Source organism: Luteipulveratus flavus, assembly GCF_029439465.1.
GTDB lineage: Bacteria > Actinomycetota > Actinomycetes > Actinomycetales > Dermatophilaceae > Luteipulveratus > Luteipulveratus flavus.
The window spans coordinates 1-12,440 of record NZ_JAROAV010000006.1; the positions used below are offsets into that span (position 1 = coordinate 1).

Here is a 12,440-nt window from a genome sequence, read left to right on the forward strand (position 1 = left end):
GTTCGGCTGCCGACTGCCCGACGTACGGCGTCGGGTGCCCGGGCGCGGCGTCCTGGTCCGGCGCGGGCGGGCCGTCGAGGTCCAGGTGTCGCTACCGCCACGGAACGGCAACCTGCCCCGGATGCGTCTGTCGGAACAGGCATACTGACCCGTGCACCGGCGCCACCAGTGCGCCTTCGGAGGGAGATCATGTCGGTTCGTCGCACCACCGCCACGCTCGGTGCCGTCCTGCTCGCGACATCGCTCGCGATCAGCGGCTGCAGCAAGGACTCCGGCGACGGAGGGGGTCAGCAGAAGGCCGTTCCCTCCACCTGGAGTGCCGCGGAGGCCACCAACACCTCCGACAAGCCCGCCGACCCGCAGCAGAGCAACCGCAAGGCCCTCCCCACGACGACGTCGTGGAACCTCAAGCTCGCCAAGGACTCCGCGATGGTCGACTACGCGGACTGGCCCGATGTCCAAGAGCTCTACACCCGCGAGCAGCTCCTCGCGCTCTTCCCCGACGCCAAGGGCATGCAGAACGGCTACGGCTCCTTCGGCCAGTACGGCAACGGCCAGCTGACCCCGAAGAACACCACGGCCTCGTACACGTTCAAGGCGACGACCGAGAAGGGCAGCGACGACGGCGACTCCCCGCTGCGGGTCAAGCTGCGCGGCATCGGCGCCGACAGCGAGGTCACCAAGTCGTGGGACGCGACGCGCGAGCAGTTCCGCGCGGCCAAGCAGGACGGTGACGTCTTCTACCAGGACGGCGCCTTCGGTGCCCGCCGCGCCCTCTTCCGCCCCGGCCAGGGGCTGGGCTCGTTCGTCATCTCCGACGGGCAGATCGCCGCCTGGGTCGATCTGCAGTTCCAGGGCTTCGCCTTCGTCTCCCCCCAGAACACCTCCCAGACCGCCGACATCCTGCGCACCCAGGTCTTCCCCCTCGCGATCGAGGACGTCGCCGGCAAGCTCCCGAGGAAGTACGCATGAGCCGCCGTCTGGTCGTCGCAGCGACCGTCACCGCCCTGTCCCTGACCGTCGTCCCCGCGTACGCCGCCTCCCAGGGGGCGACGCCGGCGCACGGGACCCCGGCGGCGACGCCGACCCGGTTCACGGCGACGCCGTCGGCCACGAAGCAGGGCACCAAGCCCAGCGCGCCCACCGGCAGTGCCCCGTCCGCCCCGAAGCCGACGACTCCCCCTCCTCCACCGGCGCCCTACACGCCGCCCAAGGACTCCGGCGATGCCGTCGCGGCGACCGCCGCGCGGATCACGACGTCCAGCCACTTCGCGGTGAAGGCCGACCCGGCGGGCAAGCAGGCGATGGACGCCACCTGGCCGGACGCCGGCACGCTGTTCACCGCCGCGGAGCTGTCACAGATCCTCCCCGGCGTCACCGCGGTACAGGCGCGCGACTGCGCGGGCAGCCCGGTCACCGGCGGTCGCGCGTCCGCGCACAGCACCCGCTGCACGTTGGTGCTGTCGATGAAGGGCGAGCCGCACGACAACCAGAGCCGGCTGATGGTGAGCATCCGCGGGTTCGGCGTGCCGGCCACCGTCGGTCAGGCGTGGGCCAAGAGCGCGGTCCAGCAGCGCGAGCGCTCGGCCGATCGTCCCGGCCTCTACACCTTCTACCGCAACGGCAGCCTCGGAGCGACGGCGGCGTACACCGACGGCACGACGACCCGGGTGCTGCTGCAGGGCAGCGGCGTGGCCGGCGAGATCTGGTTCAGCGGCATCGGGTTCGCCCACGTCCGGCCGAGCTACCTCGCGTCCCGGCACGACTACCGCCAGCGCATCGTCCCCGCACTGGTCCAGCTGCTCGGCGCGAAGATGCAGCCGGCCGCCTGAGCCAGGTCGTCCGCCGTCAGTCCTCCGGCTCGGCCCGAGGGATCAGCAGGGCGGCGATGATGGTCGCCGCCGCGACGAGCAGCACGGCCAGCCCGACGGCGGGGGCGCCACCACCCATCAGGGAGAACCCGACGGGGACGAGCAGGGCGTTCCACACCAGCGTCGGCGTGCGCGCCGGCGCCTTCCCGCGGTACAGCGCGAGGGCCAGCACCGCCGCGCCGGCCGCGAAGACCAGCACCAGCGCCGCCTCGGTGAGGGCCTGGGCGACGTCGTCGGTCCCGCCGCTGACGACCTGGACCAGTGACACCACCACGAGGGCGAGAAGGACGAGCGCCTGGGCCGCCATGAGCAGCGCCGCGGCCCGTCCTGCCTGGCTGAGGTCTTCGGTCGGGGAGGTCCCCTGGCTGGTTATCACAAGCGGGCAGATTAGTAGGCACCCGCCCTGTGATGTATCCCTCACCTTCGGTACCGAAAAATTCTCCCAAAGCCCTTGTGAGGGCCTGTGGGGATCTGTGACAGTTGGAGAACAGTCTGTGACCTGCGGGCAATGCCCGGGTGTCGGAGTTGAGGCGGTTCTCCCCCGAACTGCCCCGCATGCGGGTAGTACGACCCCGACCGACGAGGCCGCGACGACCCGATCATCCACTGTCCACGCACATCGTGGTGCGCCTGCGCCCACGAGATGACCACAAGGAGCAACGCCTCATGGATTGGCGCAACCGCGCTGCATGTCTGGACGAGGACCCGGAGCTGTTCTTCCCGATCGGGAACACTGGTCCCGCCCTGCAGCAGATCGAAGACGCCAAGGCGGTGTGCCGTCGGTGCGAGGTCATCGACACCTGCCTGAAGTGGGCTCTGGAGACCGGTCAGGACGCCGGTGTCTGGGGTGGTCTCTCCGAGGACGAACGCCGCGCTCTCAAGCGTCGCAACGCTCGGGCCCGCCGCGCCGGCTGACCGCCTCCCCGTCCCGCACCACTGGTCACCCCTGGCCCATGGCCGGGGGTTCTTCCATGTTGTCGCTGTCCTGATCGGCGACCGGTCGGAGCCGGGCGTCGAAGGTGACGCGTGACCCGCGCGGCTGCGCGGCCCCCCACTCGATCCGCCCGCGCAGGTCCTGGACGAGCGACAGCACGATCTGGGTGCCGAGCCCGCCACGGCCGGGCTCGAAGCCCTCGGGCAGACCCGTCCCGTCGTCGGACACGCTGACCCGCAGGCCCGGCTCGCCGTCCTCCCCGGTGGTGCGCTCGACCTCGACGGTGACGGTGCCGTCGCGGTCGGCGAGCCCGTGCTCGACGGCGTTCTGCACGAGCTCGGCCAGCACCATCGCGACCACGGTGGCGTCCTCGGACGCCAGCACCCCGAACGTGCCGTGGATGACACCGCGGACCCGGACGGCGCTGCGGTTGGCGATCTCGATGGCCGCCTGGAGACCCCGCGAGGCGATCACGTCGAAGTCGGCCGCGTCGTCGAGGTGAGCGGAGAGCGTCTCGTGCACGAGGGCGATGGTCGCCACCCGGCGTACGGCGTCGTCCAGCGCCGCCTTCGCACCGGGGTCGTCCAGCCTGCGCGACTGCAGCCGCAGGACCGCCGCGACCGTCTGCAGGTTGTTCTTGACCCGGTGATGGATCTCCCGGATCGTCGCGTCCTTGGTGAGCAGCTCACGCTCCCGGCGCCGCAGCTCGCTGACGTCACGCACCAGCAGCACCGCTCCCACCCGCTGCCCGGCCTCCGACAGCGGGATCGCCCGCACGGTGACGTGGGCGCTGCGTGAGGTCAGCTCGGTCGACCACGGGAGTGCACCCGAGAGGACCGGCATGAGCTCCTCGTCCATCGGGCCCGTGCGCGGCAGCAGCCCGGCGAGCGCCTGCGACAGCCGCGCGCCGACCAGCTCACCGCCGTAGCCGAGCCGGTGGATCGCGGAGACGGCGTTCGGGCTGGCGTACGTCACCTTGCCCTCGCGGTCCAGCCGCAGGACGCCGTCGCCGACGCGTGGTGCGCCCCGGCGCCGGCCGGTGCTGCCGCCACGCGTCGGGAACTCCCCCATCGCGATCATCCGGGCGAGCGCGTCCGCCGTCGCCAGGTAGGTCACCTCGAGGCGGCTCGGCGTCCGCATCGAGGCGAGGTTGGTGTGCCTCGTCACGACGGCGACCGGCCGCGACCCGCCGCGCACCACCACCGGGATCGACTCCTCGCGCACGGGGGTGTCGTCACGCCACATCGTCTGCGGGGCCCGGACCAGGCGGTTCTCGGCGAACGCCTGGTCGACCGGGCCCACCCGGGTGCGGTCGATCCGCTGCCCGACGAGGTCCTCCAGGAACACCCCGACGCCGGTGGTCGGCCGCACGTGCGCCGCAGCCGTCCAGCCACCGTCCTGCGCCGGCAGCCAGAGCACCAGGTCGGCGAAGGACAGGTCCGACAGCAGCTGCCAGTCGCCGACGAGCAGGTGCAGCCACTCGGCCGCCGCCGGGTCGGTCCGGGTGTGCTCGGCGAGGACGTCGTTCAGGGTCGGCACGTCTCGACCCTAGTCAGCCACCTCAGGTGGCCGACCCCGACCGGATGACGGTACGGAGGGTCCGCAGCGCCACCGAGAGCGACGCCAGCCCCGGTTCCTCCATCTCCTCGATCCCCGCGAGCGCCTGCTGGCCGCGGGTGATCGCGGCCTCGTGCTCGGTCGACCACTGCTCGGCACGCTGCGCCGACGACAGGCTGCTCGGCGTCCCCGCGAGGACGGTGCCGGTGAGCGCGTCGAGCACGGCGTACAGGTCGTCGCGCACCGCGCCACGGGCCAGGGCGTCCCAGCGGTCGTCGCGCGGCAGCCGGGAGACCGACAGCAGCATCCGGTCGATTCCCAGCCGCTCGGAGAGCATGAAGTACAGCTCTGCCACGGCGGCGGGGTCCTCGTCGGTGGCCCGGGCCTGCTCGCTGATGTCCAGCAGCGAGAAGGTGTCCAGCAGGGCCGCCCCGCGCTCGGCGAGCGCGACCGGGACGCCGTCGCCGCCGAACCGCTCCGCCGCGTGGCGGCGCCAGCGGTCCTGCTCGTCCCCGCGCAGCAGCGAGGGGATGCGCGGGGACAGCTCGGCGATCACGGGACGGAACCGCTCGATCTCGGCGGCGACGTCCAGGTGCGAGGGTCGGCTGTGCAGCAGCCAGCGCACCGCGCGGTCGATCAGCCGGCGGAACTCCAGGTAGAGCCGGGTCTGGGCGGAGGTCGGGACGAGGTTGTCCAGCGCCTCGACCTGGGCGACGAAGTCGGTCATCCCGAAGACCTCGCGGGCGATGACGTACGCCCGCGCGATCTGCTCCGGGGAGCCACCGGTCTCCTCCTGCGCCCGGAAGGCGAAGGTGATGCCGCCGCGGTTGATCATGCTGTTCGCGATCGAGTTGATGACGATCTCGCGACGCAGCGGGTGCTCACGCAGCTGGTCGCCGTAGCGCTCGCGCACCGCCTTCGGGAAGTAGTCGCGCAGCGTCTGCTCGAACCACGGGTCGTCGGTGAGCCCGCTCTCGGCCAGGTCGGCCTTGAGCGCGAGCTTGGCGTACGCCACCAGCACCGAGAACTCCGGCGACGTCAGACCCAGCCCGGCGTCGGCGCGCTTCCTCAGCTCGGACTTGCCGGGCAGGAACTCCAGCTCGCGGTCCAGCTCGCCGCGCTTCTCCAGCCAGCGGATGAGGCGAACGTGGACCGGGAGCATCGCGTGCTCCTGGGCCCGGGCGTTGCCGAGGAGGGTGTTCTGCTCGTAGTTGTGCCGCAGCACGCGGTCGGCCACGTCGTCGGTCATCGACTGCAGCAGCTCGTTGCGCTGCTGCAGGGTCAGGTCGCCGTCGCGCATCCGGTCGGTGAGCAGGATCTTGATGTTGACCTCGTGGTCGGAGGTGTCCACGCCGGCGGAGTTGTCGATGGCGTCGGTGTTGACGTGGACGCCGCGACGGGCCGCCTCGATGCGGCCCAGCTGGCTGGCGCCGAGGTTGCCGCCCTCGCCGATCACCTTGCAGCGCAGCTGCTTGCCGTCCACCCGGATCGCGTCGTTCGCGCGGTCGCCGATGTCGGCGTTCGACTCGACCGCCGACTTGATGTACGTGCCGATGCCGCCGTTCCAGAACAGGTCGACCTCGGCGAGCAGGATGGCCTTCATCAGGTCGGCCGGGGTCATCGCCTGGGCGCCGCCGCGGATGCCGAGCGCGGCCGCCGCCTCCTCACTGACCGGGACGGACTTGGCCGAGCGCGACCAGACACCGCCGCCGGTGGAGATGAGCGAGGTGTCGTAGTCGGCCCAGGACGAGCGCGGCAGCTCGAACAGTCGCTGCCGCTCGCCGTAGGAGGTCGTCGCCTCCGGGGTCGGGTCGATGAAGATGTGCCGGTGGTCGAACGCGGCCACCAGCCGGGTGTGCTTGGACAGCAGCATGCCGTTGCCGAACACGTCACCGCTCATGTCGCCGATGCCGACCGCCGTGAAGTCCTCGCTCTGGCAGTCCACGCCGAGGTCGCGGAAGTGCCGCTTCACCGACTCCCAGGCGCCACGCGCGGTGATGCCCATCGCCTTGTGGTCGTACCCCGCGGAGCCACCGGAGGCGAACGCGTCGTCCAGCCAGAAGCCGTACGACTGCGCGACACCGTTGGCGATGTCGGAGAAGGTCGCCGTGCCCTTGTCCGCGGCGACCACGAGGTAGGTGTCGTCCGGGTCGTGCCGCACGACGCCCTTCGGCGGGACGACCTCGCCCGCTACGAGGTTGTCGGTGACGTCGAGCAGTCCGGAGATGAACGCCTTGTACGAGGCGACGCCCTCGGCCAGGAAGGCGTCCCGGTCGCCCGGGTCGGGCAGCTGCTTGGCGACGAAGCCGCCCTTGGAGCCGGTCGGCACGATGACGGCGTTCTTCACCATCTGCGCCTTGACCAGGCCCAGGATCTCGGTGCGGAAGTCCTCGCGCCGGTCGCTCCAGCGCAGACCGCCACGGGCGACCTTGCCGAACCGCAGGTGCACGCCCTCGACGCGCGGGCTGTAGACCCAGATCTCGAACATCGGCCGCGGGCTGGGCAGCCCCGGCACCTGGTGGCAGTCGAGCTTGAGGCTGATGACCGGCCGGCGCGCGCCGTCCTCGTCACGCTGGAAGGCGTTGGTGCGCAAGGTCGCCCGGATGACGCCCATGAACGCACGGATGATCCGGTCGTGGTCCAGGCTCGCGACGTCCTCCAGCGCGGCCTCGATGCCCGCGACGACCGACTCCTCCTCGGAGTCGCCCGCACTGTCGTACGAGGGGTCGAACCGCACCTCGAACAGCCGCACCAGCGACCGGGCGAGGTCGACGTTGCCGACCAGGGCCGAGATCAGGTAGTCCTGGCTGAAGGTGAAGCCGATCTGGCGCAAGTACTTGGCCACGCAGCGCAGCACGGCGACCTGTCGCCAGGTCAGGCCGGCGGAGAGCACCAGGGCGTTGAACCCGTCGCTCTCGGCGGAGCCGTCCCACACCGCGGCGAACGCGTCCTGGAAGACCTCGCGGACCGCAGCGAGCTCGTCGTCGGTCCCCCACACGGCGGGATCGCGCGCCAGCAGGCCGAAGTCGTAGACGTACACCTCCTCGCCGTCCGCGCGGTGCATGTGGTAGGGCCGCTCGTCGGTGACCTTCAGGCCGAGGTCGGTGAAGATCGGCAGCACGTCGGTGAGCACCAGCGTCGAGCGGCGGAACAGCTTGAACCGGCGCTCATCCTCGGTGCCCTCCGGGTCGCGGTAGAGGGTGAGCAGGGTGTGGTCCGCCTCCTCCAGCGCCTCCAGGCGGCGCAGGTCCGCGACGCCCTGGCGTGGGGAGAAGTCCTCCTTGTACGCCTCCGGGAAGGCCCGCGAGTACAGGCTGATGACCCGGGCGGCGGCGTCGTCACCGTCCTCGTGCCGGGCCACGTCACCCAGCCGCTCACCCCAGGTGCGCGTCGCGTCGATGATCCGCTGCTGCAGGCTCGCCTGGTTGACGTCCGGGATCGACGCGCCGGGCTTGAGCCGGACGACGAAGTGGATGCGGGCCAGCACCGAGTCGCCGACGCTGGTGGTGTAGTCGACCGTCTCGGCGTCGAACTCCTCGCGCAGGATGCGCTCCATGGTGAGCCGGACCGCGGTGTTGTAGCGGTCCCGCGGCAGGTAGACCAGGGCCGAGACGAACCGGCCGTAGTCGTCCTTGCGCAGGAACAGGTGGGACTGACGCCGCTCGGCGAGCCGCAGCACCTTGGTCGCGACGGTGAACAGCTGCTCGGAGCTGGTCTGGAACAGCTCGTCGCGCGGGTAGGTCTCCAGCACCTGCAGGAGGTCCTTGCCGGAGTGGCTGTCCGGCGGGAAGCCCGCGCGGCGCAGCACCTTCGTGACGCGCTCGCGCACGATCGGCACCCGGCGGACCGACTCGTTGTACGCGCTGGAGGTGAACAGGCCCAGGAACCGCTTCTCCCCGACCACGTTGCCGTCGGCGTCGAAGGTCTTGATGCCGATGTAGTCCAGGTACGCCGACCGGTGCACGGTCGAGCGGGAGTTGGCCTTGGTGATGATGAGCAGCTGCGGATCACGGGCGGTCGCGCGGGCCTCGGGCGTGAGGCGGCTGAAGCTGTCGGACTTGCTGCCGGGCCGGTCCCAGCGCAGCAGCCCCAGACCGGTCCCGGGCTGCGAGCGCAGCACGTCCTCGCCGTCGATCGTGTCGAGGGCGTACTCCTTGTAGCCGAGGAAGGTGAAGTGGTCGTCGGCCAGCCAGCGCAGGAAGCCCTGGGTCCGCTGGACGATCTCGGTCGGCACGCTGCTCGGCGGCGTGCTCTCCAGGTCCGTCACCAGGGACTCGCACTCGGCGTGCATCTTCTCCCAGTCCTCGACGGCGTCCCGCGCGTCGCGGAGCACCCGCTCGAGGGTGGCGACCAGCTCGCGGTCGGCGTCCTCGTCGGCACCGAGGTCGATCTCCAGGTGCATCCAGGACTCGTCGACCGCACCCGCCTCGCCGTTCTCCGGCCCCGGAGCGGCGTCGACGTCGCAGATCTTCTCGATGTCGCCGACGGCGTTGCGACGCACGACGAGCTGGGGGTGGATCAGGAGGTGGACGTCGCGGTCGGCGCGCGCGAGCGCCGCGGTGATCGAGTCGACGAGGAAGGGCATGTCGTCGGTCACGATCTGCAGCACGGCGTACGAGCAGCTCCAGCCGTCGCTCTCCACGGTCGGGCGGAAGATGCGCAGCCGGGAGGTGCCGTCCGGGCGGTGCGCCGCCAGCTCACGGTGGCTGCGGATGATGCCCGCGAGCGTCGGCGAGCCGCACTCGGTGAGGTCGTCCTCGGCCACGTGCCGGAAGTACCGGCGGATCAGCCAGTCAGGGATGTCACCCCCGCCGTTCTCCAGCTCCGCGGTCTTGCGGAGGATCTCGTCCCGGGACTGCACAGCTGCAGACATGGAGCTCTCTACCTCGTCGAAATGCCGGCCACGACGCACGACGGTGTGCGCCAAGAGCGAGAGTAACGCTGGTCACGTTCCGGCCCGAACCGGGGACGGGGCAGCTGTGGGTCGCGTACCGGATGTCGCCCGCGGCAGATCTACAGTGCCGGTGTGCCCGAGTCATCCGCACTGCTCGCGACGCGCGTCGCCGCGGCCGTCCCGCGCCTGCTGGCCGTGCAGGTCGAGCCGGCCGAGGAGGAGACCGCCGACGTCGTGGACGAGGCCGTCGAGCGGCTGGCCGACGGTCTCCTGCACTGGCACGACGAGCTCGTGGCCGGTCGGGGCGAGCACCGGTTGCCGGCCCCGCGCAGCGACGCCGACGTGGCCGGCTCGCCGCACGCCACGCGGGGGCTCGCGGGCGCGGTCCGCGCCGGGAGGATGCCCGGCAACCCGTTCGCCAACCAGACCGCCGCAGGTCGACTGCGGGAGGTGCGTGCCGTGGTGGACGAGGTGACCGAGCAGGTCGTGGGCCCGGGGCTGCGCGAGACGGGAGCGTGCCTGTCCGGAGCCCTCGACGACCTCGCCGCCGGGCTGCTGCAGCAGGCCGGCACGCTGCAGGAGGAGAGCGGGCGGCTGGCCACGCTGCGCCGTACACCGGGCGCCACCGGCGTGAGCTCCGGACCAACGCCCGTGGACCAGCTGCTCGGTCGCGTCGTCCGGGCCGAGCACCGGCTTCAGCGGGTCGCCGCGACTACCCTGCGCTCATGAAGATCGCAGTCGACTGGACGTACGACGCCCCACCGGACGAGGTCTGGGCCATGACCGCCTCGACCGAGTTCCAGGACCGCAAGTGCGCCGAGGGCGGCGCGCTGTCGTACGAGACCAGCGTCACCGAGCAGGGCGACCGCACGCTCATCGTCGCGACCCGGGAGATGCCGACCGACGGCATCCCCGACCAGCTGCGCGGACTCATCGGGAAGTCGGTCACCGTCACCGAGACCCAGGACTGGGGTCCCGCGACGGCCGACGGGTCGCGCGAGGCACGGGTCGAGGTGGCGATGAAGGGTCAGCCCGTCGCGATGAAGGGCCGGGCCTGGACGACCGTCTCGCCGACGTCGACCCGGATCGACGTCGAGGGCGACGTGAAGGCCAAGATCCCGCTGATCGGCGGCCGCATCGAGAAGGCCGTCGGTCCGGTGATCCGGGCCGCGATCGAGTCCGAGGCCCAGGTCGGCAAGGAGTGGCTGGCCACCCACGCCGGCTGAACGCCGAGCCGCCCACCCGCTGGTCGAGCCGGCGAGGCGCCAGCCGAGCCGTGTCGAAACCAGGTGAGGGCGAGGGCTGAGTCTCCCCTCTCCGCACCTGGTTTCGACTCGACCTCCGCTAGCGCTCCGGTCGGCTCAACCGGCGGGTGCTCCGGTCGGCTCAACCGGCGGGTGCTCCGGTCGGCTCGACCGGCGGGTGCTCCGGTCGGCTCGACTGGCGGGTGCTCCGGTCGGCTCGACTGGCGGGTGGTCCGGTCGGCTCGACCGGCGGGTGGTCCGGTCGGCTCGACTGGCGGGGGCGCTCAGCCCTGGTGGGGGTAGGTGTAGTCCGTCGGCGGGACGAAGGTCTCCTTGATCGAGCGGGTGCTGGTCCAGCGCAGCAGGTTCTGGGCCGCACCGGCCTTGTCGTTGGTGCCGGACCCGCGGGCCCCGCCGAACGGCTGCTGGCCGACGACCGCGCCCGTGGGCTTGTCGTTGATGTAGAAGTTGCCGGCGGCGTACCGCAGGCGCTTCATCGCGTCGGCGACGACCGCGCGGTCCTGGGCGATGATCGAGCCGGTGAGCGCGTACGGCGCGAAGGACTCCATCTGGTCCAGCACCTTGTCGTACTGCCGGTCCGGGAAGACGTGGACGGCCAGGATCGGCCCGAAGTACTCGGTCGAGAAGACCTCGTGCTCGGGGTTGCTCACCTCCAGCACCGTCGGGCGCACGAAGTAGCCGACCGAGTCGTCGTACGTACCGCCGGCGAGGACCTCGATGTCGGCGTGCGCGTGCGCCATGTCGATGGCGTCCACGTGCTTGGCGAACGCGCGCGCGTCGATGACCGCACCCATGAAGTTGGACAGGTCGGTGACGTCGCCCTGCGTGATGCCCTCGGTCAGCGAGACGAGGTCCTTCTTGATCTTGCGCCACAGCGACTGCGGCACGTACGCCCGCGAGGCCGCCGAGCACTTCTGGCCCTGGAACTCGAACGCGCCGCGGATCATCGCGGTGCGCAGCACATCGGGGTCGGCCGAGGGGTGGGCGAGGATGAAGTCCTTGCCGCCGGTCTCGCCCACGATCCGTGGGTAGCCGCGGTAGGACCGCAGGTTCGAGCCCACCTCCTGCCACAGGTGCTGGAACGTCGCGGTCGATCCGGTGAAGTGGATGCCCGCGAGGTCCGGGTCGTTCAGGGCCACCTTCGAGACGTTGATGCCGTCGCCGGTGACCAGGTTGATGACGCCCGGCGGCATCCCGGCCGCCTCGAGCAGCTCCATCGTGACCTGGGCCGCGCGCTGCTGCGTCGGCGAGGGCTTCCACACGACGGTGTTGCCCATCAGCGCGGGCGCGGTCGGCAGGTTGCCGGCGATCGCGGTGAAGTTGAACGGCGTGATCGCGTAGACGAAGCCCTCGAGCGGCCGGTGGTCGGTGCGGTTCCAGACGCCGCGGGAGTTCGCGACCGGCTGCTCGGCCAGGACCTGGCGACCGAAGTGGACGTTGAACCGCCAGAAGTCGATCAGCTCGCACGCGCTGTCGATCTCGGCCTGGTACGCGGTCTTGGACTGACCGAGCATCGTCGCCGCGTTGAGGCGGGCACGCCAGGGGCCGGCCAGCAGGTCGGCGGCCTTGAGCAGGATTGCCGCGCGGTCGTCGAAGGACAGCTCGCGCCAGCCCGGCGCGGCGGCCTTCGCCGCGTCGACGGCGGCCTGCGCGTCGGCGACGGTGGCGTTCTTGAGCGTGCCCAGGACCTTCTTGTGAGCATGGGGCTGGCGTACGGCGACCGCTCGGCCGCCGCCCATGACCCGCCGGCCCGCGATGGTGTGCGGCAGCTCGACCTGCTCGGCCGCCAGCTCGGCGAGGGCGACCTCGAGCCGCGCGCGCTCGGGGCTGCCGGGCGCGTAGTCGAGGACCGGCTCGTTCAGCGGGGCGGGGACCTGGGTGACAGCGTCCATGGGTGATGGGCTCCTTCGGGCAACGAC

At 71.4% G+C, this 12,440-nt stretch carries 9 protein-coding genes; 5 read left to right on the top strand and 4 right to left on the bottom strand.

Features of this window, described 5'->3' with window-relative positions; all coding sequences use genetic code 11:
- Positions 1 to 189 precede the first annotated feature (189 nt).
- Both P4R38_RS01325 and P4R38_RS01330 read left to right on the top strand, forming a co-directional pair.
- On the top strand, positions 190 to 972 hold the full coding sequence (locus tag P4R38_RS01325; RefSeq protein ID WP_277190675.1) for a hypothetical protein: 783 nt from the start codon (positions 190 to 192) through the stop codon (positions 970 to 972).
- Positions 969 to 1,832, top strand: coding sequence for a hypothetical protein (locus P4R38_RS01330; RefSeq protein ID WP_277190677.1), 864 nt, complete (start codon positions 969 to 971; stop codon positions 1,830 to 1,832). Before P4R38_RS01325 ends, P4R38_RS01330 begins: the two co-directional genes overlap by 4 nt.
- Positions 1,833 to 1,848: 16 nt before the next feature.
- On the opposite strand, the gene P4R38_RS01335 is transcribed toward P4R38_RS01330, so the two are convergent.
- Entirely contained in the window at positions 1,849 to 2,247 is a 399-nt protein-coding gene (locus P4R38_RS01335; protein WP_277190678.1) for a hypothetical protein, read from the bottom strand.
- A gap of 290 nt (positions 2,248 to 2,537) precedes the next feature.
- On the opposite strand from P4R38_RS01335, the gene P4R38_RS01340 reads away from it, so the two are divergent.
- Positions 2,538 to 2,786, top strand: a complete 249-nt coding sequence (locus P4R38_RS01340; protein ID WP_050670090.1) for a WhiB family transcriptional regulator — start codon at positions 2,538 to 2,540, stop codon at positions 2,784 to 2,786.
- Positions 2,787 to 2,811: 25 nt separating this feature from the next.
- Here the strand turns inward: P4R38_RS01340 and P4R38_RS01345 are convergent, their stop codons facing one another.
- Complete coding sequence (locus tag P4R38_RS01345) at positions 2,812 to 4,344, bottom strand: sensor histidine kinase (RefSeq protein WP_277190679.1); 1,533 nt, start codon at positions 4,342 to 4,344, stop codon at positions 2,812 to 2,814.
- Between the two features lie 22 nt (positions 4,345 to 4,366).
- Complete coding sequence (locus P4R38_RS01350) at positions 4,367 to 9,235, bottom strand: NAD-glutamate dehydrogenase (protein WP_277190680.1); 4,869 nt, start codon at positions 9,233 to 9,235, stop codon at positions 4,367 to 4,369.
- 153 nt (positions 9,236 to 9,388) lie between these two features.
- On the opposite strand from P4R38_RS01350, the gene P4R38_RS01355 reads away from it, so the two are divergent.
- Together P4R38_RS01355 and P4R38_RS01360 are read left to right on the top strand one after the other, a co-directional pair.
- On the top strand, positions 9,389 to 9,985 hold the full coding sequence (locus tag P4R38_RS01355) for a hypothetical protein (protein ID WP_277190682.1): 597 nt from the start codon (positions 9,389 to 9,391) through the stop codon (positions 9,983 to 9,985).
- Positions 9,982 to 10,482, top strand: a complete 501-nt coding sequence (locus P4R38_RS01360) for a DUF2505 domain-containing protein (RefSeq protein ID WP_277190683.1) — start codon at positions 9,982 to 9,984, stop codon at positions 10,480 to 10,482. The genes P4R38_RS01355 and P4R38_RS01360 overlap by 4 nt, the downstream gene beginning before the upstream one ends.
- A gap of 302 nt (positions 10,483 to 10,784) precedes the next feature.
- Here the strand turns inward: P4R38_RS01360 and pruA are convergent, their stop codons facing one another.
- Positions 10,785 to 12,413 (bottom strand): L-glutamate gamma-semialdehyde dehydrogenase, encoded by a 1,629-nt coding sequence (gene pruA / locus P4R38_RS01365; RefSeq protein WP_277190684.1) that lies wholly within the window; start codon positions 12,411 to 12,413, stop codon positions 10,785 to 10,787.
- Positions 12,414 to 12,440 lie beyond the last annotated feature (27 nt).

Excerpts from the sequence above, each read along its gene's own strand:
- P4R38_RS01325 (WP_277190675.1), top strand. The coding sequence starts at position 190 with ATGTCGGTTCGTCGCACCACCGCCACGCTCGGTGCCGTCCTGCTCGCG.
- P4R38_RS01330 (WP_277190677.1), top strand. The coding sequence starts at position 969 with ATGAGCCGCCGTCTGGTCGTCGCAGCGACCGTCACCGCCCTGTCCCTG.
- P4R38_RS01340 (WP_050670090.1), top strand. The coding sequence starts at position 2,538 with ATGGATTGGCGCAACCGCGCTGCATGTCTGGACGAGGACCCGGAGCTG.
- P4R38_RS01350 (WP_277190680.1), bottom strand. The coding sequence starts at position 9,235 with ATGTCTGCAGCTGTGCAGTCCCGGGACGAGATCCTCCGCAAGACCGCG.
- P4R38_RS01360 (WP_277190683.1), top strand. The coding sequence starts at position 9,982 with ATGAAGATCGCAGTCGACTGGACGTACGACGCCCCACCGGACGAGGTC.
- pruA (WP_277190684.1), bottom strand. The coding sequence starts at position 12,413 with ATGGACGCTGTCACCCAGGTCCCCGCCCCGCTGAACGAGCCGGTCCTC.